The organism is Variovorax sp. LARHSF232, assembly GCF_052871435.1.
In genome coordinates this window covers 845,253-868,137 of record NZ_JBIXJS010000001.1, presented here as the reverse complement: position 1 = coordinate 868,137, position 22,885 = coordinate 845,253, and the positions used below count along the sequence as shown (strand labels likewise).

19 protein-coding genes are annotated in these 22,885 nt (G+C 67.4%); 11 read left to right on the top strand and 8 right to left on the bottom strand.

All coding sequences use genetic code 11. The features are described from left to right. Window positions 1-77 precede the first annotated feature (77 nt). Entirely contained in the window at window positions 78-431 is a 354-nt protein-coding gene (locus tag ACIPRI_RS04075; protein ID WP_446588750.1) for a hypothetical protein, read from the bottom strand. Between the two features lie 83 nt (window positions 432-514). After that, a complete protein-coding gene (locus ACIPRI_RS04070; RefSeq protein WP_446588748.1) occupies window positions 515-1,828 on the bottom strand; it encodes a D-amino acid dehydrogenase in 1,314 nt (437 codons plus the stop codon). A gap of 129 nt (window positions 1,829-1,957) precedes the next feature. Between ACIPRI_RS04070 and ACIPRI_RS04065 the strand changes: the two genes are divergently transcribed. After that, window positions 1,958-2,422, top strand: a complete 465-nt coding sequence (locus ACIPRI_RS04065; RefSeq protein ID WP_446588746.1) for a winged helix-turn-helix transcriptional regulator — start codon at window positions 1,958-1,960, stop codon at window positions 2,420-2,422. 78 nt (window positions 2,423-2,500) lie between these two features. Here ACIPRI_RS04065 and ACIPRI_RS04060 read toward each other — a convergent pair whose 3' ends face one another. The 5 genes from ACIPRI_RS04060 to ACIPRI_RS04040 all read right to left on the bottom strand — a co-directional run bounded on the left by ACIPRI_RS04060 (window position 2,501) and on the right by ACIPRI_RS04040 (window position 10,771). After that, window positions 2,501-4,183 carry an ABC1 kinase family protein gene (locus tag ACIPRI_RS04060; RefSeq protein ID WP_446588744.1) on the bottom strand — a complete coding sequence of 561 codons (1,683 nt, stop codon included), beginning with the start codon at window positions 4,181-4,183 and terminating at the stop codon, window positions 2,501-2,503. Between the two features lie 23 nt (window positions 4,184-4,206). Continuing rightward, complete coding sequence (locus ACIPRI_RS04055) at window positions 4,207-4,854, bottom strand: DUF6781 family protein (protein WP_446588742.1); 648 nt, start codon at window positions 4,852-4,854, stop codon at window positions 4,207-4,209. A 167-nt stretch (window positions 4,855-5,021) separates the two neighbouring features. Beyond that, window positions 5,022-8,132, bottom strand: a complete 3,111-nt coding sequence (locus ACIPRI_RS04050) for an efflux RND transporter permease subunit (RefSeq protein WP_446588740.1) — start codon at window positions 8,130-8,132, stop codon at window positions 5,022-5,024. Window positions 8,133-8,150: 18 nt separating this feature from the next. Continuing rightward, window positions 8,151-9,317, bottom strand: a complete 1,167-nt coding sequence (locus ACIPRI_RS04045) for an efflux RND transporter periplasmic adaptor subunit (RefSeq protein ID WP_446620374.1) — start codon at window positions 9,315-9,317, stop codon at window positions 8,151-8,153. Then, window positions 9,317-10,771 carry an efflux transporter outer membrane subunit gene (locus ACIPRI_RS04040; protein ID WP_446588738.1) on the bottom strand — a complete coding sequence of 485 codons (1,455 nt, stop codon included), beginning with the start codon at window positions 10,769-10,771 and terminating at the stop codon, window positions 9,317-9,319. The genes ACIPRI_RS04045 and ACIPRI_RS04040 overlap by 1 nt, the downstream gene beginning before the upstream one ends. A gap of 232 nt (window positions 10,772-11,003) precedes the next feature. Between ACIPRI_RS04040 and ACIPRI_RS04035 the strand changes: the two genes are divergently transcribed. The 10 genes from ACIPRI_RS04035 to ACIPRI_RS03990 all read left to right on the top strand — a co-directional run bounded on the left by ACIPRI_RS04035 (window position 11,004) and on the right by ACIPRI_RS03990 (window position 21,816). Then, complete coding sequence (locus tag ACIPRI_RS04035) at window positions 11,004-12,542, top strand: sigma-54 interaction domain-containing protein (RefSeq protein ID WP_446588736.1); 1,539 nt, start codon at window positions 11,004-11,006, stop codon at window positions 12,540-12,542. A 152-nt stretch (window positions 12,543-12,694) separates the two neighbouring features. Continuing rightward, window positions 12,695-13,897, top strand: coding sequence for a substrate-binding domain-containing protein (locus ACIPRI_RS04030; RefSeq protein WP_446588734.1), 1,203 nt, complete (start codon window positions 12,695-12,697; stop codon window positions 13,895-13,897). A gap of 158 nt (window positions 13,898-14,055) precedes the next feature. Next, window positions 14,056-15,576, top strand: coding sequence for an extracellular catalytic domain type 2 short-chain-length polyhydroxyalkanoate depolymerase (locus tag ACIPRI_RS04025; protein WP_446588732.1), 1,521 nt, complete (start codon window positions 14,056-14,058; stop codon window positions 15,574-15,576). A 23-nt stretch (window positions 15,577-15,599) separates the two neighbouring features. After that, window positions 15,600-16,364 (top strand): ABC transporter ATP-binding protein, encoded by a 765-nt coding sequence (locus ACIPRI_RS04020; protein WP_446588730.1) that lies wholly within the window; start codon window positions 15,600-15,602, stop codon window positions 16,362-16,364. Continuing rightward, window positions 16,361-17,086 carry an ABC transporter ATP-binding protein gene (locus ACIPRI_RS04015; RefSeq protein ID WP_446588728.1) on the top strand — a complete coding sequence of 242 codons (726 nt, stop codon included), beginning with the start codon at window positions 16,361-16,363 and terminating at the stop codon, window positions 17,084-17,086. The genes ACIPRI_RS04020 and ACIPRI_RS04015 overlap by 4 nt, the downstream gene beginning before the upstream one ends. Next, window positions 17,083-18,063, top strand: coding sequence for a branched-chain amino acid ABC transporter permease (locus ACIPRI_RS04010; protein WP_446588726.1), 981 nt, complete (start codon window positions 17,083-17,085; stop codon window positions 18,061-18,063). Before ACIPRI_RS04015 ends, ACIPRI_RS04010 begins: the two co-directional genes overlap by 4 nt. A gap of 14 nt (window positions 18,064-18,077) precedes the next feature. Beyond that, on the top strand, window positions 18,078-19,160 hold the full coding sequence (locus ACIPRI_RS04005) for a branched-chain amino acid ABC transporter permease (RefSeq protein ID WP_446588724.1): 1,083 nt from the start codon (window positions 18,078-18,080) through the stop codon (window positions 19,158-19,160). Window positions 19,161-19,197: 37 nt separating this feature from the next. Then, a complete protein-coding gene (locus ACIPRI_RS04000) occupies window positions 19,198-20,358 on the top strand; it encodes an ABC transporter substrate-binding protein (RefSeq protein ID WP_446588722.1) in 1,161 nt (386 codons plus the stop codon). A 26-nt stretch (window positions 20,359-20,384) separates the two neighbouring features. Next, window positions 20,385-21,269: an alpha/beta fold hydrolase gene (locus ACIPRI_RS03995; RefSeq protein ID WP_446588720.1), complete on the top strand. Its 885-nt coding sequence runs from the start codon at window positions 20,385-20,387 to the stop codon at window positions 21,267-21,269. A 34-nt stretch (window positions 21,270-21,303) separates the two neighbouring features. Continuing rightward, the gene (locus ACIPRI_RS03990; protein ID WP_446588718.1) at window positions 21,304-21,816 is read left to right on the top strand and encodes a DUF1993 domain-containing protein; all 513 of its coding nucleotides are present in this window, start codon (window positions 21,304-21,306) and stop codon (window positions 21,814-21,816) included. Window positions 21,817-21,822: 6 nt separating this feature from the next. Here the strand turns inward: ACIPRI_RS03990 and hemH are convergent, their stop codons facing one another. After that, window positions 21,823-22,869: a ferrochelatase gene (hemH, locus tag ACIPRI_RS03985; RefSeq protein ID WP_446588716.1), complete on the bottom strand. Its 1,047-nt coding sequence runs from the start codon at window positions 22,867-22,869 to the stop codon at window positions 21,823-21,825. Window positions 22,870-22,885: the final 16 nt, after the last annotated feature.

Sequence of the window (22,885 nt, the reverse complement as noted above, 5' to 3'; positions counted from 1 at the left end):
GACCGGCACAGCGAAGGCCGACAGCGGGCAGCGCATGCCGGGCGGACGCCGCTGTCGTCAAGAACACAGCTTCAGCGCTACTTCTGATCCGCCGGCAACACGATCGTCGCCCGCCCGTCCTTCGACGTGACGCCGTCCGATCCGCTGTTGGGTGGCGGCAGACCGGCCGGGCTGATGATGGTGGCGCGTCCGTCTTCCGAGGTGGTTGGCACGTCGCGTGGCGGCCCATCGGCGCGGTCCAGAGCCAGGCCGGCGTCGCGCACGCAGGCATTGCGGGCCGGGTCGGGCAGCTTGCCGCTGTTGCAGTAGGCGATCTGCCTTTCGTAGCGCTGCTGCGGCGTCAGCTGCTGCGGCTGTCCCTGGGCGGCAGCCAGAAGGCTGGCGCTGCACAGCGCGGTTCCGATCAAGAGGGCGAAGGGCTTGGACGTCATGGCGCGCATTCTCAGCCAGATACAAGCCCTTGTGCAGCACGCGTGAACGCACGCTGTGCCTGCCCGCGACAACCGGCGTTCGTTCAGGCGCCGGCGCCAACGGCCGGGCGCTGGCCGCCGCCCATGCGCGAGCGCGGTGCCCGGGCGTAGCGGCTCATGGCCAGGCCCTCGATGCTGATCTCGGGATGACGGCCGGTCATCATGTCGGCCACCAGCTTGCCGGAGCCGCAGGCCATGGTCCAGCCCAAGGTGCCGTGGCCGGTGTTGAGATACAGGTTCGAAAAGGGCGTGGCGCCGACGATCGGCGTGCCGTCCGGCGTCATCGGGCGCAGGCCGGTCCAGAAGCTGGCGCGGGCCACGTCGCCGCCGGGGAACAGGTCTTGCACCACCATCTCCAGGGTGGCGCGGCGGCGCGGATCCAGGCGCAGGTCGAAGCCGGCCAGCTCGGCCATGCCGCCCACGCGAATGCGGTCATCGAAGCGCGTCACCGCGATCTTGTAGGTCTCGTCCAGCACCGTGGAGCGGGGCGCCAGCTCGGGGTTGACCAGCGGCACCGTCAGCGAATAGCCCTTGACCGGGTACACCGGGATGTCGAGGCCCAGGGCCGACAGGGCCTGGCGCGAATAGCTGCCGAAGGCCAGCACGTAGCGGTCGGCCTTGAGCACCTCCTGGCCCACGCGCACGCCGCCGATGCGCCCGTCGTCGAGCAGCAGCTCGTCCACCTTGGTGTCGAAGCGGAACTGCACGCCCAGCTGCTCGGCCGCCAGTTGCGCCAGCGAGCGCGTGAAGAGGTGGCAGTCGCCGGTCTCGTCCTTGGGCAGGCGCAGGCCGCCTGTCAGGCGGTCCCTGGCCTGGGCCAGCGCGGGCTCCACCCCGGCCAGCTGCTCGGGCGTGAGCATTTCATAAGGCACGCCGCACGCTTCCAGCACCGCGATGTCGCGCTGCGCCGCGTCGACTTGCGCCTGGGTGCGAAACAGCTGCAGCGTGCCGCCGGTGCGTTCTTCATAGCCGATGCCGGTGTCCTGGCGCAGCTGCTGAAGGCAGCGGCGGCTGTACTCGGCCACGCGCATCATGCGTTCCTTGTTGACGGCGTAACGCTCGCTCCCGCAGTTGCGCAGCATCTGCGCCATCCAGCGCAGCTGGAACAGCGTGCCGTCGGGCCGCACGGCCAGCGGGGCATGCTTGGGTTGCAGCATCCACTTGAGCGCCTTCAGCGGAATGCCGGGCGCGGCCCAGGGTGTGGAGTAGCCCGGCGAAACCTGGCCGGCATTGCCAAACGATGTTTCTTCCGCCACACCGTCCTGCCGATCCAGCACGGTCACTTCGGCGCCAGCGCGCGCCAGGTAGTAGGCCGTTGTGGTGCCGATCACGCCGCCGCCGAGAACGAGGACTTTCATGGGTGGTACTGGGTATGTCTGGTGATTTCCAGAGTTTCTTCCATTGCGATCGGCAAAATTCTCTGAAATGATTGCATGTAGCAGTGAATATTTCTTCTGCAAGCCGCCCCGTTGGGCCAAAGACCGCAAATGCTCGAACTCGACCGCATCGACCTCAAGATCCTGGACATCCTCCAGAGCAATGGCCGCATCTCCAACACCGAGCTGGCCGAGCGCATCGGCCTGTCGATGTCGCCCTGCTCGGAGCGCGTCAAGCGGCTGGAACGGGCCGGCGTCATCACCGGCTATCACGCACGCCTGAACCCGGCGGCGCTGGGGCGCACGGTGCTGGTGTTCGTGGAGATCACGCTCGCCTCCAAATCGGGCGACGTCTTCGACAAGGTGCGCGACGAGCTGCTGCTGATGCCCGAGGTGCAGGAATGCCACCTGGTGTCCGGCGGCTTCGACTATCTCGTGAAGGCGCGGCTGCGCGGCATGGAGGAATACCGCAGCCTCTTGGGCGACATCCTCAAGAAGCTGCCGGTGGCGGCGCAGTCGAACAGCTACGTGGTGATGGAAGAGGTGAAAGAAACGCTCGCAATTCGAGTGGTGTGAGCCCTCCCGGGGTGGGGGCAGAATGCTGCCGATTGTCGGAATCGGGCCCAGTTCCTGCCGCTCGCCCGCCCCGGGTCTTCAGCGCTCTCTGCCGCGATGCGAGCGCCAGATCGAGACGATGATCCAGACGCTGTTGACGAACGCCATTAGAAAGCCGAACGATCCGAGCACCGCGAATATCGGGATGCCGAACAGTTTCGGGCCGGAGGTGACCGTCATCACAATCGATGAGCCGATGACGACCGACGCGGTCATGATGCCGATGGTGATGCGATCGATTGTGCTATCGAGCTTACGGACGAAGTTGTCGAGCCGCTTCAGATCGAGATCGATGCGCAGGCGGCCGCGGCGCGCGTCTTTCAGCAGCCGCGCGAGGTCGCGCGGCATCGAGCCGAGCAGGCCGATGAACTGGCCGAGGTTCGCGCCGCCACGGCGCCCCACCTCGGCAGGCGCGTAGCGCGCCGCGAGCGCACGGTCGACGAACGGCTTGAGCCGATCAACCAGGCGAAAGTCCGGATCGTATTTGCGCGCCGACCCTTCGAGGGTGATCAACGCCTTGAACATCAGCGTCAGGTCGGCCGGCAACGCGATGCCGTGTTCGCGCACGATCGCCGTGAGGCGCGCGATGAGGCTGCCGACCTGAATGTCCTTCAGCGGCAGGTCGGCGAAATCGGTCACGAGTTCGTCGACATCAGCGGCCAGCAGCTCCTCGTCGATCGCGTCCTCGCCGGCCCAGTCGAGCAGCACTTCGAGGATGGGCTCGTGGTCGCGGTGTGCGATGCCTGACACCAGATCGATGACCTGGTTTCGACGTGTCGTCGACAGCCGTCCGACCATGCCCAAGTCGATCAACGCGAGCCGGTTGCCGGGCAGGTAGATGACGTTGCCCGGGTGCGGATCGGCTTGAAAGAATCCGTCTACCAGGATCATCTTGAGCACTGCTTCGGCGCCCCGATGCGCGAGCTGTTTCGCGTCGAGCCCCGCACGCTCGATCGCCGCATGGTCTTCGCCGCAGGTGCCGTCGATGTGCTCCTGGACATTCATCAGATTGCTCGTCCACAGCATGAAGACCTGCGGAATCAGGATGTGAGGCTCGTCCCGGAAGTTGCGCGCAAAACGCTCGATGTTGCGCGCCTCGAGCGCAAGATCGAGCTCGCGCATCAGCGAGCGGCGAAATTCTTCGACCACGCGGGTCGGCTGGTAGCGGCGCGCCTCGGGGACTTCGCTTTCGATGACGCGCGCGAGGTGCGCAAGCAGGCGCACATCGGCCTCGATCTTGGCTTCGATGCCCGGACGGCGAACCTTCAGCACGACCTCGCGGCCGTCGCGCAGCCGCGCACGGTGCACCTGGGCGATCGATGCGGAACCCGAAGGTTCGCGTTCAAGGTCGACGAATACCTCGGAGGGCGGCCGGCCGAGCGCTCGTTCGATGACCGGCAGGATCTCTTCGAACGGCACGGGCGCGACGCTGGTGTGCAGGCGCGTTAGTTCTTCGGTCCACTCGGGTGGCAGCAGATCCTCGCGCGTCGCCAGCATCTGGCCGAGCTTGATGAAGGTGGGGCCGAGCTCCTCGAAGGCCAGTCGCAGGCGCTGCTGCGTCTCGAGCTGAGTGCCGCGGGCCACCTCACCCCAATGAAACATGGCGCCTGTGCGTTCGAGGAACGAGGCGACTCCGAGCCGGCGCACGAGGTCGCCGAGCCCGTGCCGGATGAGCACCAGGGTGATCTCGTGCAGGCGCGGCAGATCTCGCACTACGCTCACCGGCGTCTCACGCACGGGTGGGCCTATTTCGCTTTCTTGGATTCCGCCTGCTGGCGCAACGCGTCGGCGAAACCGGCAAGCAGCCCGCTGGTGAATAGCGTCATGTTCGCGCCGTACTCGCGCACTGTCTCGAAGCCCGGGACCGTCCGCGCGCGATATGAGTCGCTCATGCGGTTGGCGAACTCGCTCATCATCTGCGCGATGCCAACGCTCGCGTCAGCGCCGACCCGCTGCGCGTGCAGCGCGAGATCGACGAGATCGCGTCGGATGTTCCCAGTGGTGGCATCGGCGATATGGTTGGCGGCGGCGACGAAGTCGCCCTGCAACTTCTGCAGGGCGGCGAAGGCGTTCTTCAGGTCGTTGTCGGAAAAGTCCTTGCCGCGTGAGGCGAGCGCCGCCAGCGCCTCGTGCGCCGCTTGCGAAGACGTCTGCAGCGCCTGGTCGAGGCCGCGCAGCGCCTGCGCGAAAGCCTCGCGTGCCTGCGTGCTGTCCAGTGGCGGTTTGATGGTGCCGCCGCTCATCGCGCGCACGATTTCCTTGACACCTTCTGTGTCGAGCTTCCCGCCTGCAAGCACCTGGGCGGTCAGCTCGCGCACCCGCTCCCGGATCGCCTGCTCTTCGGCCGGCATGGAGGAATCTGCATTCCCCACCGGCGGTGTCGGATCGGTCATCTCACGACTCCCGTGTGTCGATGTGAGGGGCAGGATAACCCGATTCGTGGACTTGCTGTGCTCGAGTGAGCCGCTCGGGACTCAAGGAGCCATAGCCTTGCCTGCCGATCGGCAGCCACACCAGCGGCCTGGCAAAGCCAGTTCCACGGCGTGGCGCTTGCAGTGCCTCAGCTTGCGCTGGATGCCCGCAAATCGTCGTCGATATGCGGATCTGGCGTCTGCCCGCGCAACTTGCGCGCGGTGCGGCGCAACCAGTGCTGGATGTCGTCGATGTAGGTGAACACCGCCGGCACCACCAAAAGGCTCAGCACGGTGGAGGTGATGAGGCCGCCGATCACCGCCACCGCCATCGGCGAGCGGAAGCTCGCATCCGCCGCGCCCAGGCCGATGGCAATCGGCAGCATGCCGGCGCCCATGGCCAGGGTGGTCATGATGATCGGGCGGGCGCGCTTGTGACAGGCGTCGCGCAAAGCTTCCAGGCGCGTCATGCCGTGGTCGCGCCGCGCCACGATGGCGTACTCCACCAAGAGGATGGAGTTCTTCGTGGCCACGCCCATGAGCATGATCAGGCCGATCAGCGAGGGCATGGAAAAGGCCTTGTCGGCCACCAGCAGGCCGACGAAGGCGCCGCCCAGGGCCAGCGGCAGCGCGCACAGGATGGTGATTGGATGCAAAAAGTCTTTGAACAGCAGCACCAGCACGATGTAGATGCACAGCACGCCCGTCAGCATCGCCAGGCCGAAGCTGGTGAACAGCTCGGTCATCATCTCGGCATCGCCCACCTCGGCCACCCGCACGCCGGGCGGCAGGTTGAGGATGGAAGGCAGCTTCTCCACCGCCATCTTGGCGTCGCCAAGGCCCACGCCCGACAGCTCGATCTCGAAGTTGACGTTGCGCGAGCGGTCGTAGCGGTCGATCACCGCGGGGCCGCCTTCGGTCGTCAGCGCCGCCACCTGGCCCAGCATCACCGGTCCGCGCGCGCCTGGCACGGCCAGTCGGCCCAGCAGCCCCAGGTTCTGGCGCGCCGAGTCTTCCAGCTTGACCACGATCGGCACCTGGCGCTGTGCCAGGTTGAGCTTGGGCAGGTTCTGGTCGTAGTCGCCCAGCGTGGCCACGCGCAAGGTCTCGGCAATGGCGGTGCTGGTCACGCCCAGGTCGGCAGCGCGCGCGAAGTCGGGCCGCACGGCGATCTCGGGCCGCACCAGGCTGGCGGTGGAGGTGATGTTGCCCAGCCCGGGAATCGTGCGCAGGTCCTTTTCCACCGCCCGTGCGGCGGCCGACAGCGCCTGTGGGTCCTCGCCGGTCAGAACCAGGATGTACTTCTCGCCCGAGCCGCCCAGGCCGACGGTGCTGCGCACGCCGGGCATGGTCTGCATGGCGTTGCGGATCTCGTTCTCGATGACCTGCTTGCGCGGCCGGTCGCCGCGCGGATCAAGCTGGATGGTGAGTGTCGCCTTGCGCGTTTCCGGCGTGCCGAAGCTGGCAAACGGGTCGCCGCCGGCGCTGCCGCCGCCAATGGTGGTGTAGACGCTCTTCACATGCGGCACCGCCATCACGCGCCGGCGCGTCTCCTCGGCCGCCGCCTGCGTCTGCGCCAGGGTGGCGCCGGGCGCGAGCTGCAGGTACACCTGCGTCTGCGAGTTGTCGTCGGGCGGGATGAAGCCGGTCTTGAGCAGCGGGATCATCGCCAGCGAGCCGAAGAAGAACAGGGTGGCCAGCACCATGGTCTTGAAGCGGTGCCGCGTGCACCACTGCGCCAGCCACATGTAGGCCTTCAGCCAGCGCGGCTCCTCTTCCGCGGTGACGATCGGCTTGAGCATGTAGGCGGCCATCATCGGCGTCAGCATGCGCGCCACCACCAGCGAGGCGAACACGGCCAGCGATGCCGTCCAGCCGAACTGCTTGAAGAACTTGCCGGCCACGCCGCTCATGAAGGCGGTGGGCAAAAACACGGCGATCAGCGTGAAGGTGGTGGCGATCACCGCCAGGCCGATCTCGTCGGCCGCCTCCATCGCCGCCTGCAAGGGCGTCTTGCCCATGCGCAGGTGGCGCACGATGTTCTCCACCTCGACGATGGCATCGTCCACCAGGATGCCGATCACCAGCGAGAGCGCCAGCAGCGTCACCACGTTGATCGAGAAGCCCAGGAGGTACATGCCGATGAAGGCCGGAATCACCGACATCGGCAGCGCCACCGCCGACACCAGCGTGGCGCGCCAGTCGCGCAGAAAAAGCCACACCACCAGCACCGCCAGGATCGCGCCTTCATACAGCAGGTGCAGCGATCCGACGTACTCTTCCTCGGCCGGGTCGACGAAGTTGAAGGCCTCGGTGAGCTGGATGTCGGGGCGCTGGGCCTTCAACTCGTCCAGCTTCTTCTGGATGGCGCGGCCCACCTCGACCTCGCTGGCGCCGCGGGCGCGCGCCACTTCGAAGCCCACCACCGGCTTGCCGTCCAGCAGGGCGGCAGAGCGCGGCTGCGCAATGGTGTCGCTGATGCGCGCCACCTGGTCGAGCCGGATGCGCCGGCCGTCCGTGAGCGGAATCTGGATGTTGGCCAACTGGTCGGCCGACTCCACCGTGGCCAAGGTGCGCACCGGCTGCTCGCTGCCGCCCAGGTCGGTGCGGCCGCCCGCGCTTTCCACCTGCATCATGCGCAGCTGGCGCGAGATGTCGGCGGCGGTGGCGCCCAGGGCCTGCAGGCGTTCCGGGTCCAGGTCGATATGCACCTGGCGGGTGACGCCGCCCACGCGGTTGACCGCACCCACGCCGGGAATGGTCAAGAGCATCTTGCTGATGTCGTTGTCCACGTACCAGGACATCGCCTCCGCATCCATGCGCGAGGACGAAATGGTGAAGGCCAGCACCGGCTGCGCGGCGAAGTCCAGCTTGGTCACCACCGGGTCGCGCAGGTCGGCCGGCAGGTCGGCGCGCACGCGTTGCACGGCCGAGCGCACGTCGTCCACCGCTTCCTGCACCGGCTTTTCCAGGCGGAACTCGACGATCAGGTTGGCAGCGCCGTCCTGCACCTTGCTCGTGATGTGCTTGAGGCCCTGGATGGTGGCGATGGAATTCTCCAGCTTGCGCGCCACGTCGTTTTCCAGCTGCGAAGGCGCGGCGCCGGGCAGGGCGGCCGTGACGGTGACCGTGGGCAGGTCGATGTCCGGAAAGTTCTGCACCTTCATCGCCGAAAAGGAGAGGAAGCCGCCGAAGCTGAGCAGCACGAACAGCATCACTGCCGGAATCGGGTTGCGTATGGACCAGGCCGAGACGTTCATGGCGCGGTTCCTTCCTTGTTACTTGACGGCGTTGCCGTTGTTGGCCGCGGGCGCATTCACCACGCGCACCAGGTCGCCGTCGTTCAGGAAGCCGGCGCCTTGCACCACCACCCTGGCGTCCTGCGGCAGGGGCGTCTTGATCTCGACGCGGTCGCCGACGCGGCGGCCGGTTTCGACCTTCAGCGCCTGCACCCGCTGGTCGGGCTGCAGGACCAGCACATGGTTGAAGCCGTCGCGCGGCACGATGGACGCCTGCGGCACCGTCTTGGCCTGGTTGCGGCCCAGCTCGAAGTCGCCGCTGGCGAACATGCCGGCCTTGAGCGAGGACTTGCCGCCCATGGCGCCGGGCAGGTCCACATAGACCAGGGCGTTGCGGGTCTGCGAATCCACCGTCGGCGCCACGCTGCGCACGGTACCGCGCACCTGGGCGCCGCTGGCGCCGGTGACCACGGCCGGCGTGCCCACCGCGATGCGGCCCAGCTCGGTGGCCGTGACCTCGGCGCGCCATTCCAGGCGGCCCTGGCGGATCAGCCGAAACAGCTCGGTGCCGGCCCCGAGCACGCTGCCCACGGTGGCGGTGCGCGAGGAGATCACGCCATCGTCCGGCGCCAGCACGCGGGTGTTCTGGATGCGCACCTGCTGCGCGTCCAACATTGCCTTGGCGGCTTCGACCTTGGCCTTGGCGGTCTGCTCGGCCGTCTGGTATTGGTTGATCTGCTGCTGGCTCAGGGCGCCGGTGGCCTGCAGGGTGCGCGCACGCGCGGCGTTGCCCGCGGCGTCGTGAGCCGTGGCCTGGGCCTCGACCAGCGCAGCCTTGGCCTGCGCCAGGTCGGCTTGCACCGCTTCGCCGGAGAAGGTGGCCAAAAGCTGGCCCTTCTTCACCGCGTCGCCAACGTTCACCCGCACCTCGGCCAGGCGCAGGCCGCTGGCTTCCGAGCCCACGCTGGCTTCCTGCCAGGCGGCGATGTTGCCGTTGGCCGGCAGGTCGATGACGAGCTCGGTGTCTTCCGGCTTGGCCACCGTCACCGTCAGCGCAGGGCGCTGTGCGGCGGCGTGCTTTTTTTCCGCCGCATCTTGCGGCTGGCCCTCGCCGGCCTTGGGGCGCATGGCAAAGAAGGCGACCAGCGCCACGATGACCAGCAGGGCGAGCGCGGCGAGCAGGTGAGAGCGTTTGATGTTCTTGATCATGGCGAAGTCGATGCTGCGGCAGAAGAGACGGCGGTGCCGGCGTCGGGCCGTTGCCAGCCGCCGCCCATGGCGCGATAGAGAGTGACGAAGGCTTCGGCGCGGGCGCGCTGCAGGCCGACCAGGTTGGTTTGCGACACGAACAGCGAGCGCCGCGAATCCTCCAGCTCGAACAGGCTGGCCAGTCCGGTGTCGTAGCGCGCCTGGGTGGCGTCGAAGGAGCTCTGGAAGTTGCGCACGGCGTCGGTGGCGTCGGCAAAGCGGTCGTTGGTGCTTTGCAGGGTGACCAGCGCCGACTCGACCTCGCGCACCGCCTGGCGCACGGTGGCGCGGTATCGCGAGGCCGCCTCGTCGTAGCGCACGCCTGCCGCTTCGGCGTTGGCGGCGCGGGTGCCGGCGTCGAAGATCGGCACTTCCAGGAGCAACGGGCCGATGCTCCAGGTGTCGAGGTTCTGGCGGAAGTCGCCCATGCGGAACTGCAGGGCGGCGATGGAGCCGGTGAGGCTCAGGCGCGGATAGCGCCGGGCCTCGGCGGCGCCCGCCTCGGCGCTGGCTGCGGCGACAGCGCGCTCGGCCGCGTAGACGTCCGGGCGCTGGGCGAGGGCGGCGGCGGGCACCGCCTCGATCGCGTTCACCGCCGGCAGGGCCGGCTCCAGCGGGACGGCATCCAGCTTGGCATCGAGCGCGGCGGCGTCCAGCCCGGTCAGCGCCACCAGCGCCTTGCGCAGCAGCGTGCACTGGGCGCGTTGCTGGGTCAGGCGCGAGGCGCCGTCGGACGCGCTGGCGCGCGCACGCGCCGCATCGGCCGGGGCCTGGAAGCCGGCTTTGGCGGCCAGATCGGTCAGGCGCGCCGTCTCGTTGCGCGAGCGCGAGTCAGACAAGCTCACCTGCAGCTCGCGCTGGCAGGCGCGCTCGTCGAAGTAGTTGAGCGCGGTGTCCGCCGCCACCGACACGCGCGCTGCGTGCCAATTGGCACTGGCGCCGTCGAGCTGGGCCTGGGCCGCGTCGCGGCTGGCGGACAGGCCGCCGAAGAGGTCGATCTCCCAGCTTGACGACAGCCCGGCCTGCAAGGTGGTGATCGGCGTCAGGGGCGTGTTGGGCGCGGCGGCGGCGGCCGTGTTGCCGCGGCTGGCCTGCAGGTTGCCGTTGAGGTTGGGCACCAGCGCGGCGCCGGCCGCCACCCGGCTGGCGCGGGCATCGGCGATGCGCGCGGCGGCGCTGGCGATGCTCGGGCTCACCGACTGGGCCGAGTCGATCAAAGCCACCAGCAGCGGATCATCGAGCCGGCGCCACCATTGCGCCATCAGCACCGGAGAGCCGCTGTGCGGCAGCGGCACATGCCATTGCGCGGGGGTGGGGTCGGGCGCCTTTTCCGGCGGGCGGGTGGCGCAGGCTGTCAGCAACAGCAGGGGTGCGCTCAGGCAAAGGAGCGCGGAGAGGCGTCGTTTCGGCATGGTGTCCAGGTCTGCCGCTCGTGGCGGGGTTTGCTGGACCGGCAACCAAGAAAAAGGCCGGGGCCGGTCCGGGTTCGGGCGCGTCGCGTGGCTCGGTGGGCTGGCTTGCGCTCAAGGCGCGGAGCATAGCAAGTTGGGCCACCTGTTTTCGCGAAGCCCTGTCATCAACATTGATGAGTCGTTCGACGCGCATTGATGCCCGACTCGCAGCCCCGCTACGATGCGTGCAACCATGCCAGCTCCTGCCGCATCCCCCGCGCTCCCCCTCGACGCCGACGGCATCCTGTCGCTTGCCGCGCGCTCGATGTTCCAGCTGTTCTCCAGCATCAGCCAGGGCATGTTCCTGGTCGACCGCAGCGGCCGCATCGTCTGGATGAACGAGGGCTACAAGCGCTTTCTGCCGGCGCTGGGCTTCAATTCGGAGGACGAGTTCCTGGGCCACATGGTGGAGGACGTGATCCCCAACACCATGATGCGGCAGGTGCTGGAAAGCGGCGAACCGATCCTGATCGACCTCCTCACCAACAAGGCCGGCACTTTCGTCGTCAGCCGCATCCCGCTGCACGAAGGCGAGGGCGGGGAGAGCGGCAAGCTGGGCCCGGTGATCGGCGCCATCGGCATCGTGCTGTTCGACCAGCCGCAGACGACGCTGGCACCGCTCATCAACAAGTTCGCATTGCTTCAGCGCGATCTGGACGACGCGCGGCGCGAGCTGGCCAGCCAGCGCAACAACCCCTTGTTCAAGCACGCGGCCGACGGCCAGCGGCGCTCCAAGTACACCTTTGCCAGCTTCATCGGCAGCAGCCCGGCGGCGGTGGAGATCAAGCGCCATGCGCGGCGCGCGGCGCAGTCCAACAGCCCGGTGCTGCTGCTGGGCGAGACCGGCACCGGCAAGGAACTGCTGGCGCATGCGATCCATGCGGCGTCCTCGCGGGCCAATGGCCAGTTCGTCAGCGTCAACATCGCGGCCGTGCCCGATACCTTGCTCGAAGCCGAGTTCTTCGGCGTGGCGCCCGGCGCCTTCACCGGCGCCGACCGCAAGGGACGCGAAGGCAAGTTCAAGCTGGCCGACGGCGGCACCCTGTTTCTGGACGAGATCGGCGACATGCCCTTGGGCCTGCAGGCCAAGCTCTTGCGCGCCTTGCAGGAAGGCGAGATCGAGCCGCTGGGCTCCAACAAGCTGGTGCCCTTCGATGCGCGCCTGATCGCGGCCACCTCGCGCGACCTGACGGCGCTGGTGCGCGAAGGGCGCTTTCGCGAAGACCTCTACTACCGCCTGAACGTGCTGCCGCTGCGCGTGCCGCCGTTGCGCGATCGGCGCGCCGACATCCCGGCGCTGGTCGAGGTGCTGGGCGAGGACATGGCACTGCGCAGCGGCGAGGCGCCGCCCGAGCTCACGCCCGACGCGCTGGCGCTGCTGGCCGGCCAGCACTGGCGCGGCAACATCCGCGAGCTGCGCAACGTGCTGGAGCAGGTGGCCATGCGCAGCGATTCGCAGCGCGTCGATGCGGTGGAGTTGGAGCGCCTGATGCGCGAGTCGGGCGTGGAGCGCATCGAGGCCGCGGCTCCGCCGCACGACAACGCATCGGTGCCCGACGAGGCGGCGCGTGCCGCGGCGCTGCTGCGCCCGCTTCAGGATCAGATCGCCGAGCTGGAGCAGCGCGCCATCGCCGCCGCGCTGGCCGCCACCGGCGGCAATAAGCTGGCCAGCTCGCGCCTGTTGGGCATCTCGCGCGCGACCTTGTACGACCGTCTGGTAAACCCTGTATAAAAAGCGATCAATTGCTTGAACGGCAGGCAATGACGATGTTTGAATTTTGTCCTCTTCGAGGGAAAAACTCGGGAAAGTCCTTTGGATGCAAGGGCAGGAAAGCTGGCACGAACTGTGCAATATTCAGCCATCACCAAAAAGGAGACAGAGCAATGCATCGTCGCTATCTCGTGGCCGCCGCCGCCCTGGGCGCCATCGCCGCATCGGCCCTCAGCGTGCCCGCCTGGGCCCAGTCCGACGTCATCAAGGTCGCGCACATCTACAGCAAGACCGGTCCGCTGGAAGCCTACGGCAAGCAGACCCAGACCGGCCTGATGATGGGCCTGGACTACGCCACCGGCGGCACCATGATGGTGGGCGGCAAGAAGATCGAGATCATCGAGAAGGACGACCAGGGCAAGCCCGACCTGGGCAAGTCGCTGCTGGCCGCGGCCTACTCCGACGACAAGGCCGCGTTGGCCATCGGCCCGACGTCTTCCGGCGTGGCGCTGGCGCTGCTGCCGGTGGCCGAGGAATACAAGAAGATCCTCTTGGTCGAGCCCGCGGTGGCGGATTCGATCACCGGCGACAAGTGGAACAAATACATCTTCCGCACTGGCCGCAACTCCAGCCAGGACGCCATCAGCAACGCGGTGGCCTCGGACGCCAGCGACATCTCGATGGCCATGCTGGCGCAGGACTACGCTTTCGGCCGTGACGGCGTGAAGGCCTTCAAGGACGCGCTGAAGAAGACCAAGATCGTCCACGAGGAATACCTGCCGCCGGCCACCACCGACTTCACGGCCGGCATCCAGCGCATGGTCGATGCGCTGAAGGACAAGCCGGGCCGCAAGGTGATTGCCGTGGTGTGGGCCGGCGCCTCGAACCCCTTCAACGCCCTGGCCGATGCCGACCTGAAGAAGCGCTACAACATCGATGTGGGCACGGGCGGCAACATCTTGCCGGCCATGACCGCCTACAAGCGCTTCCCGGGCATGGAAGGCGCCACCTACTACTACTTCGGCATCCCGAAGAACCCGGTGAACGAGGCGATGGTGGCCGCGCACTACAAGCAGTTCAAGGCACCACCGGACTTCTTCACGGCCGGTGGCTTCAGCGCCGCGATGGCGCTGGTGACCGCACTGAAGAAGACCAATGGCGACACCAACACCAACAAGCTCATCGCCACCATGGAAGGCATGAGCTTCGACACGCCCAAGGGCAAGATGACCTTCCGCAAGGAAGACCACCAGGCGATGCAGAGCATGTATCACTTCCGCATCAAGGCCGACCCGGCCTTCGCGTGGGGCGTGCCGGAACTGGTGCACGAGATCAAGCCTGAAGAGATGAACATCCCGATCAAGAACAAGCGCTGATCGGGCCGCGGCGCCCGTGCGGCGCCGCTTCACACATCCAGACCGAAAACGCCGGCCGCGCCCTGGTGCGAGGCCGGTTCCGCCGCCGCATGCGCTAGACGCAGCGGCGCATGCCTCGCCCAGCCGTCAGAGCAATGAAAACAATGAGGAGACACGCCATGAGAAAGAGGATTTCGTCAGCGATTCTTAGGTTCGCCCTGGCCATCTCGGCCATCGCGCTTGCGTCGCCTGCCGCGCAAGCGGCCGTGCCGTTGCCCGCGCTCAATGTCGACACCAGCCAGACGACGGTGTCCGGTCTGTCCGGGGGCGGCTTCATGGCCACCCAGCTCGGCTACGCCTTCTCGGGCACCTTCAAGGGCGTGGGCGTGTTCGCGGGCGGGCCCTACATGTGCGCGGGCCACAGCAACTACACCGCCTGCATGTACAACGCCACGGTCAGCGCCAGCATGCTGAGCACCATGCAGGCCGATCTCAACAACTGGAGCGGCACCGCCATCGATTCGCTGGCCAACGTCGCCGGCCAGAAGATCTACATGTTCGTCGGCAACAGCGACTTCACTGTCGGCCCGAATCCGATGAACGCGCTGCAGACCCAGTACAGCAACAACGGCGTCACCGCCGCCAACCTGGAGTACGCCAAGCGCGCCAGCACGGCACACGTGTTCCCGACCGACTTCGACGCCACCGGCAACAACGCCTGCAGCAGCAGCGCCTCGCCTTACATCAGCAACTGCGGTTATGACGGCGCCAAGGCTGCGCTCAGCAAGTTCTACGGCCCGCTGAATCCGCGCAACGATGCGCCGTCCGCGGCCAACTACATCGAGTTCAACCAGGCGGCCTTCACCACCAATGCCGGCGTGTCGCCAACCGGCTGGGTCTACGTGCCGGCCAACTGCGCCGCCGGCGCCGTGTGCAAGATCCACGTGGCCCTGCACGGCTGCGTGCAGAACTACGCCACCGTCGGCGACAAGTTCATCAAGAACACGGGCTACACGCGCTGGGCCGACACCAACAGCATCATCGTGCTGTTCCCGCAGGCGCGGGTCGACAGCACCAGCCACGCCACGTCGGCCAGCGGATCGCTCGCCAACCCCAATGGCTGCTGGGACTGGATCGGCTGGTACGGCACCAACTTCGCCCAGCGCGCCGGCACGCAGGTGGCCGCGATCAAGGCCATGGTGGATCACCTCGCCTCCGGCAGCGGCAGTGGTGGCGGTGGCGGGACGGCGCTACCGGCCCCGACCGGCGTGGCCACCTCCGGCGCCACCAGCAGCAGCATGACGCTCAGCTGGAACGCAGTGAGCGGTGCCAGCGGCTACAACGTCTACCGCAATAGCAACAAGGTCAATGGCGCCCTGGTCACCGGCACCAGCTACAACGACACCGGCCTGGCCGCATCGACCAGCTACAGCTGGACCGTGGGCGCCGTCGATTCGGCCAGCGCCGAGGGCGCGCTGTCGACGCCGGCGACGGGCACGACACTGGGCGGCGGCGGCACGACCCCGCAATGCTTCACCGCCTCGAACTATGCCCACACGACGGCCGGCCGCGCCCACCAGAGCGGCGGCTATGCACTGGCCAACGGCTCCAACCAGAACATGGGCCTGTGGAACACCTTCGTCACCACCACGCTCAAGCAGACAGCGGCCAACTACTACGTGATTGGCACCTGTCCCTGAACGCGTGATTTGAATAGAAAGACATGCTGGAAACCCGAGATCTCACCATCCGCTTCGGCGGCCACGTGGCGGTGAATGCTGTGTCCTGCGCCTTCGCGCCGGGCACGCTCACCGCCATCGTCGGCCCCAATGGCGCAGGCAAAACGACTTACTTCAACCTGATCTCGGGCCAGCTCAAGGCCAGCAGCGGGACGGTGTCGCTGGACGGCCGGCCGCTCAATGGCCTGTCGCCCTCGGCGCGCACGCATGCGGGCCTGGGCCGGGCCTTTCAGCTCACCAATCTCTTTCCGCATCTGTCGGTGCTGGAAAACGTGCGGCTGGCCGTGCAGGCGACGCGCGAGGGGGCGCACCGGCGCGGCATCAACCTGTGGAGCATCTGGAGCGATCACCATGCGCTCACCGCCCGCGCCGACGAGATCCTGGCCCAGGTGGCGCTCAAGAGCCGCGAGCACGACGTCGTGGCGAGCCTGCCGCATGGCGACCAGCGCAAGCTGGAGGTGGCACTCCTGATGGCCCTCGAGCCGAAGGTCTTCATGTTCGACGAGCCCACGGCCGGCATGAACGCGGCCGAGGCGCCGGTGATCCTGGACCTGATCCGCCAGCTGAAGAAGGACAAGACCAAGACCATCCTGCTGGTGGAACACAAGATGGACGTGGTGCGCGAGCTGGCCGACCGCATCATCGTGCTGCACAACGGCACGCTGGTGGCCGATGGCGAGCCGGCAGAAGTCATTGCATCGCCCGTGGTTCAGGAAGCCTACCTGGGCATTGCCAAGGAGGCCGCATGACGACGAACCTCCTCGCGCTGGACGGCGTGCACACGCACATCGGCGCTTATCACATCCTGCACGGTGTGGATCTCGCGGTGCCCAAGGGCCAGCTCAGCATGCTGCTGGGCCGCAACGGTGCCGGCAAGACCACCACCTTGCGCACCGTCATGGGCCTGTGGCATGCCTCGCAGGGAAGCGTGCGCTTTGGCGACAGGGACATCACGCAGCTGCCGACGCCGCAGATCGCCGACCTCGGCATCGCCTACGTGCCGGAGAACATGGGCATCTTCTCGGACCTGACGGTCAAGGAGAACATGCTCCTGGCTGCTCGCGGCGCGAAGCGTGCGCAGGACATGGATGACGCACGCCTGAAGTGGATCTTCAAGCTCTTCCCCGCAGTGGAGAAGTTCTGGAACCACCCGGCCGGCAAGCTATCGGGCGGGCAAAAGCAGATGCTGGCGGTTGCGCGCGCCATCGTCGAGCCGCGCCAACTGCTCATCATCGATGAGCCCAGCAAGGGCCTGGCGCCGGCCATCATCAACAACATGATCGACGCCTTCGGCGAGCTCAAAGCGAGCGGCGTCACGATCCTTTTGGTCGAGCAAAACCTCCACTTCGCGCAGCGCCTCGGTGACACCGTGGCCGTGATGGACAACGGCCGCGTGGTCCATGCGGGAAGCATGGATGCCTTCTCACAAGACCAGGAACTGCAGCAGCGCTTGCTGGGACTCGCACTATGAAACTCGAAATGGATTGGAAGCCGCTGCTTCTGGCGCCGGTGCTGGCGCTCATCGCCTTGCCACTCACCGGCTCGTTCTCGACCTGGCTCACGCTCACCGTGGCGGGCCTGGCCATGGGCATGATCATCTTCGTCATCGCCTCCGGCCTCACGCTGGTCTTCGGCCTGATGGACGTGCTGAACTTCGGCCATGGCGTCTTCATCGCGCTGGGCGCCTTCGTCGCCAGCAGCGTGCTCGGCCTGATGGGCGACTGGACCGGCTCGCAGGACCTGTGGCGCAACCTGCTGGCGGTGTTCCCGGCCATGCTGGTGGCGATGCTCGTGGCCGGCGCCATTGGCCTCGCCTTCGAGCGCTTCATCGTGCGGCCGGTGTACGGCCAGCACCTCAAGCAGATCCTCATCACCATGGGCGGGATGATCATCGGCGAGGAGATCATCAAGGTGATCTGGGGTCCGGCACAGTTGCCGCTGCCGCTGCCCGAAGCGCTGCGCGGCTCGATCTTCATCGCCGACGCGGCGATCAGCAAGTACCGCATGCTGGCGGTGGCCGTGGGCCTGGTGGTCTTCGGCCTCCTGGCCTGGACGCTGGGCCGCACCAAGATCGGCCTGCTGATCCGCGCCGGCGTGCAGGACCGCGAGATGGTGGAGTCGCTGGGCTACCGCATCGGCCTCCTGTTCATCGGCATCTTCGTGGCCGGCAGCGCGCTGGCCGGCCTGGGCGGAACCATGTGGGGCCTGTTCCAGCAGAACCTCATTCCGCAGATGGGGGCGCAGGTCAACGTGCTGATCTTCATCGTGATCATCATCGGCGGCCTGGGCTCGACCACCGGCGCACTGATCGGCGCGCTGCTGGTGGGCCTGATGAACAACTACATCGGCTTCCTGCTGCCGGCGGCCACGCAGTTCTCCACCATCGCGCTGATGGTGGCGGTGCTGCTCTGGCGCCCGCAGGGCGTGTACCCCGTGGTCAACCGCTGAGGAGGGCCACCGAGATGTTCATGAAAAGACTCCTCTCCAATGACCTGCCGGGCAATCGCCTGCTCGTGCTTTTGCTCGCCGTCATCGTGCTGGGCCTGGCGTTCGCGCCCTTCATCTTTCCGGGGGTCAAGGCGCTCAGCGTGGCGGCCAAGATCCTGGTGTTCATCGTGCTTGTCGCAAGCTTCGACCTGCTCCTGGGCTACACCGGCATCGTGAGCTTTGCGCACACCATGTTCTTCGGCATCGGGGCCTACGGCATCGCGATCTCGGCGTCGAAGCTGGGGCCGAACTGGACTGCGATCGCGGTGGGCCTGGCGGCGTCGCTGCTGCTGTCGCTGCTGCTGTCGCTGGCCATCGGCCTGTTCTCGCTGCGGGTGCGGGCGATCTTCTTCGCCATGATCACGCTGGCGGTGGCCTCGGCCTTCCAGACGCTGGCTTCGCAGCTCTCGGCCTTCACCGGCGGCGAGGACGGCTTGAGCTTCAAGCTGCCGGAGATCATTTCGCCCAGCTTCGAGTTCGCCGAGGAGCCCTTCCTGGGTGCTTCGCTCGACGGGCGGCTGCTGTGCTATTACCTCCTCTTCGTGGCGGCCGTCGTGCTGGTGCTGGCGCTGCTGCGCATCGTCAACTCGCCCTTCGGCCGCGTGCTGCAGGCGATCCGCGAGAACGAGTTCCGGGCCGAGGCCATCGGCTACCGGGTGGTGGTCTACCGCACCGTCTCGTCGATGCTGTCGGCGCTGTTCGCCACGCTGGCCGGTGCCATGCTGGCGATCTGGCTGCGCTACAACGGGCCGGACACCTCGCTGTCTTTCGAGATCATGGTCGACGTGCTGCTGATCGTGGTGATCGGCGGCATGGGCACCATCTACGGCGCGGTGATCGGCGCCGCCATCTTCGTCATCGCCCAGAGCTACCTGCAGGACCTGCTGCGCCTGGCCAGCGAAAGCGCTGCAGCCTTGCCGTGGCTTGCCGCCGTGCTGTCGCCCGACCGCTGGCTGCTGTGGCTGGGCGTGCTCTTCGTGCTCTCCGTCTACTTCTTCCCGACCGGCGTGGTGGGGAAGCTGCGTGCTGCCGCAACAACAACAAGAGCGACTCGCTAGGCACGCCAAGAAAAACAACGACACGAGGAGACAGAAGATGGCAGGTGGCAACTGGAAAGGTTGGCGCGCCCGCTGCGCCGCGGCCGCGTTCGGCTTGCTGGCAGCGGCGGCGGCCAGTGCGCAGCAGCAACAGGGCGCCGAGCTCGTGATCGGCCAGGTGGCGCCGCTTTCCGGCGTGCTGGCCAGCACCGGCGAGCAGATGGTGCTGGGCGGCCGCCTGTACTTCGACTGGATCAACGAGCAGGGCGGCGTCCATGGCGCGCGCATCCGCGTCAAGGTGGTGGACGACGGCTACAAGGTCGACGAGACCGTGCGCCTCACGCGGGAGCTGCTGGCCAAGCCCGAGACCGTGGCCCTGTTCGGCTTTGCCGGCACCGCCAACATCGCCAAGCTGCTGGCCGACGGCGTGCTCGAGCGGGGCGGCGCAGCGCTGGTGGCGCCCTACACGGGCGGCGAGCCGCTGCGCAATCCCTTCAACCCGTGGATCTTTCACGTGCGCGCCGGCTACGGCGACGAGACCGAGCACATGGTGCAGCAGGTCACCACCCTGGGCCTGAAGCGCATCGGCGTGATGTACCAGGACGACGCCTTCGGCAAGGCGGGCCTGGCGGGCGTGAATGCGGCGCTGGACAAGCGAGGCCTCAAGCTGGCTGCTGCGGCCGGCTACGAGCGCAATACCGACAAGGTGGAGGAGGCGGTGCGGGCCATCAAGGCATCGGACGCGCAGGCCGTGATCATGATCGCGGTCAACAAGCCGGCGGCCGCCTTCATCAAGCGCTACCGCGAGGCGGGCGGCGGGGCGCAACTGTTCAACATCTCGGTGGTCGACCCGGCCGAGCTGGTGAAGGGCGCGGGCTTGTCGAACGCGCGCGGCCTGGGTATCAGCCAGGTGGTGCCCTATCCCTACCGGCCCGATCTGCCGGCGGTGCGCGAATACCAGCAGCTCTTGAAGAAGTACGCACCCGGGCAGGAGCCCAACTACACCAGCTTCGAAGAATTCCTCGGCGCCAAAGTGCTGGTCGAGGCCTTGCGCCGCGCCGGTCCCGCGCCCAGCCGAGCGCGCGTTGTGAAGGCCCTGGAGTCGATGGGCAACCACGACCTGGGCGGCGTGTTCGTCAATTTCTCGCCAGCCAACCGCATCGGCTCGCGCTATGTGGAAGTCACCGTGATCGGCAGCAGTGGAAAGCTGCTGAAGTAGTCGTCAAGCCAAGGAGAGGTCCCGCCATGTCACCCGTTTCGCACTACCTGTCTTGCGCAGGCCACGAAATCCACTACGTGGAGTGGGGCGCCGAGCATGCGCGCACCGTCATCGCCTGGCATGGCCTGGCGCGCACCTGCCGCGACATGGACGAGTTGGCCCTTGACCTGGCCGTGCGCGGCTGGCGCGTGATCTGCCCCGACACCATCGGCCGGGGCCTGAGCCAATGGAGCCGCGATCCGGACGCGCACTACCAACTGCGCTTCTACGCCCGCATTGCAGCGGACTTGTGCGCGCAGCTGGGGCTGGAGCGGCTGCACTGGATTGGCACCTCGATGGGCGGCGCCATCGGCACCGTGTGCGCCTCGGGCCTGTTCGAGCCCGCCATGAAAGGCCGCATCGCCAGCCTCACGCTCAACGACAACGCGCCGCAGCTGGCGGCGCCGGCCATCGAGCGCATCCGCTCCTACGCCGGCAGTCCGCCGGCCTTCGACACGGTGAGCGAACTGGAAGCCTTCTTCCGCCAGGTTTACGCGCCCTACGGCTGGCTCAGCGACGCGCAGTGGCGGCGCCTCGCCGAAACCTCCACCCGCCGCTTGGCCGATGGCCGCGTCACGCCGCACTACGACTCGGCGATGGTGCGCCAGTTCACCAGTCATGCGGACGACTACCTGATCTGGCCGCACTACGACGCCATCGAGGTGCCGGTGCTGTGCCTGCGCGGCGCGCAGTCCGACCTGGTGCTGCCCGAGACCGTGGCGCAGATGAAGACGCGCGGCCCCGGGCTTGCAGGCCGCCTGCAGGTGATCGAGGTGCCGGGCTGCGGCCATGCGCCGGCCCTCAACGTGCCCTCGCAACTCGATGCGGTGGCGGATTTTCTGGCCGCCAGCGAGAAATCTCACGGCGCGTGACAATGCGCTCCCTTTGAAGAAACTGGAGCATGCGATGGCGCTTTCGATGTACGAGATTTCCGTTCCACTGATCGTCCGCGGCCTCACTCAACTGGAGCACATCCTGGCCAAGGGCGCCGCCCACGCCAAGGAGAAGGACATCGACCCGGGCCAGCTGGTGCAGGCGCGCCTGGCGCCCGACATGCTCACCCTGGCCGGCCAGGTGCAGCGTGCCAGCGACACCGCCAAGGCCACCATCGCCCGCATCACCGGCGCCGAGGCGCCCGCTTTTCCCGATGAGGAAAGCACCCTCGATCAACTCGTTGCCCGTAGCGGGAAGACCCGAGCCTTCGTGCAGGGCGTGGACCGCGCGCTGTTCGATACCGCCGCCGAGCGCGTGGTGGAGATGAAGCTGGGCGGCAACGTCTTCCAGTTCAGCGGCCAGCAGTACTTGCTGGCCTTCGGCCTGCCCAATTTCTACTTTCACATCACCACCGCCTATGACGTGCTGCGCCATGAGGGCGTGCCAATCGGCAAGCGCGACTTCCTGGGCAACGTGACCCAGTGAGCTGACTCAGCTGCCCGCGCGGGTCGGCCAGCCGGCCAGGTGCTGCTGCGCGATCTCGGCCAGGGCGGCGATCCAGGCCGGGTCGTCGTTCAGGCAGGGGATGTAGTGGAAGGCCTTGCCGCCGGCCTGAATGAAGGCATCGCGGCCTTCCATGTTGATTTCTTCCAGTGTTTCCAGGCAGTCGCTGGTGAAGCCGGGGCAGATCACGTCCACCCGGCCCAGGCCCTGCGCGCCGAAGCCGCGCAAGGTGGCGTCGGTCGACGGCTCCAGCCACTTGGCCTTGCCAAAGCGCGACTGGAAGCTGACGCGCACGTGCGCTGGCGGCAGTTGCAGCCGCTCGGCCAGCAGGCGCGCAGTTTCCTGGCATTGCGCGGCATAGGGGTCGCCCAGCAGCGCGGTGCGCTCGGGCACGCCATGAAAGCTCATGAGCAGCATCTCGCCGCGGCCGTGCTGCTGCCAATGGCGCTGCACGCTGCGCGCCAGTGCGTCGATGTAAGCGGGGTCGTCGTGGTAGCCGTTGACGAAGCGCAATTCGGGCAGCCGGCGAATGCTGCGGCTCCATGCATGGACGGCGTCGATCACGCTGGCGGTGGTGGTGCCCGAATATTGCGGGTAGGCCGGCAGCACCAGCACGCGCTGCACACCCTCGGCCTTGAGTTCGTCGAGCCGCGCCCCGATGGCCGGCTGGCCGTAGCGCATCGCATCCAGCACCCGCACGCTGTGGCCGCGCTCGCCCAGAAAGCCGCGCAGCAGCAGCGCCTGCTTGGCGCTCCAGACCTTCAGCGGCGAGCCCTCCGCCATCCAGATGGCGGCGTACTTGGCGGCCGACCTGGCAGGGCGCGTGCGCAGGATGATGCCGTGCAGGATCAGCCACCAGATGGCCTTTGGAATCTCGACCACCCTCGGGTCGGACAGGAACTGCGCCAGAAAGGGCCGCACCGCGGCGGCCGTGGGCGCTTCGGGCGAGCCCAGGTTGCACCAGAGGATGGCAGTGGAGGGAGCGGAAAGGGTGTTGGGTGCGGGCGGGGCCAGGGGTTCGGGGCGAAAGCGCATGCGTATATTCTCCCGC

Excerpts from the sequence above, each read along its gene's own strand:
- ACIPRI_RS04075 (WP_446588750.1), bottom strand. The coding sequence starts at position 431 with ATGACGTCCAAGCCCTTCGCCCTCTTGATCGGAACCGCGCTGTGCAGC.
- ACIPRI_RS04070 (WP_446588748.1), bottom strand. The coding sequence starts at position 1,828 with ATGAAAGTCCTCGTTCTCGGCGGCGGCGTGATCGGCACCACAACGGCC.
- ACIPRI_RS04065 (WP_446588746.1), top strand. The coding sequence starts at position 1,958 with ATGCTCGAACTCGACCGCATCGACCTCAAGATCCTGGACATCCTCCAG.
- ACIPRI_RS04055 (WP_446588742.1), bottom strand. The coding sequence starts at position 4,854 with ATGACCGATCCGACACCGCCGGTGGGGAATGCAGATTCCTCCATGCCG.
- ACIPRI_RS04050 (WP_446588740.1), bottom strand. The coding sequence starts at position 8,132 with ATGAACGTCTCGGCCTGGTCCATACGCAACCCGATTCCGGCAGTGATG.
- ACIPRI_RS04040 (WP_446588738.1), bottom strand. The coding sequence starts at position 10,771 with ATGCCGAAACGACGCCTCTCCGCGCTCCTTTGCCTGAGCGCACCCCTG.
- ACIPRI_RS04035 (WP_446588736.1), top strand. The coding sequence starts at position 11,004 with ATGCCAGCTCCTGCCGCATCCCCCGCGCTCCCCCTCGACGCCGACGGC.
- ACIPRI_RS04030 (WP_446588734.1), top strand. The coding sequence starts at position 12,695 with ATGCATCGTCGCTATCTCGTGGCCGCCGCCGCCCTGGGCGCCATCGCC.
- ACIPRI_RS04025 (WP_446588732.1), top strand. The coding sequence starts at position 14,056 with ATGAGAAAGAGGATTTCGTCAGCGATTCTTAGGTTCGCCCTGGCCATC.
- ACIPRI_RS04020 (WP_446588730.1), top strand. The coding sequence starts at position 15,600 with ATGCTGGAAACCCGAGATCTCACCATCCGCTTCGGCGGCCACGTGGCG.
- ACIPRI_RS04015 (WP_446588728.1), top strand. The coding sequence starts at position 16,361 with ATGACGACGAACCTCCTCGCGCTGGACGGCGTGCACACGCACATCGGC.
- ACIPRI_RS04010 (WP_446588726.1), top strand. The coding sequence starts at position 17,083 with ATGAAACTCGAAATGGATTGGAAGCCGCTGCTTCTGGCGCCGGTGCTG.
- ACIPRI_RS04005 (WP_446588724.1), top strand. The coding sequence starts at position 18,078 with ATGTTCATGAAAAGACTCCTCTCCAATGACCTGCCGGGCAATCGCCTG.
- ACIPRI_RS04000 (WP_446588722.1), top strand. The coding sequence starts at position 19,198 with ATGGCAGGTGGCAACTGGAAAGGTTGGCGCGCCCGCTGCGCCGCGGCC.
- ACIPRI_RS03995 (WP_446588720.1), top strand. The coding sequence starts at position 20,385 with ATGTCACCCGTTTCGCACTACCTGTCTTGCGCAGGCCACGAAATCCAC.
- ACIPRI_RS03990 (WP_446588718.1), top strand. The coding sequence starts at position 21,304 with ATGGCGCTTTCGATGTACGAGATTTCCGTTCCACTGATCGTCCGCGGC.
- hemH (WP_446588716.1), bottom strand. The coding sequence starts at position 22,869 with ATGCGCTTTCGCCCCGAACCCCTGGCCCCGCCCGCACCCAACACCCTT.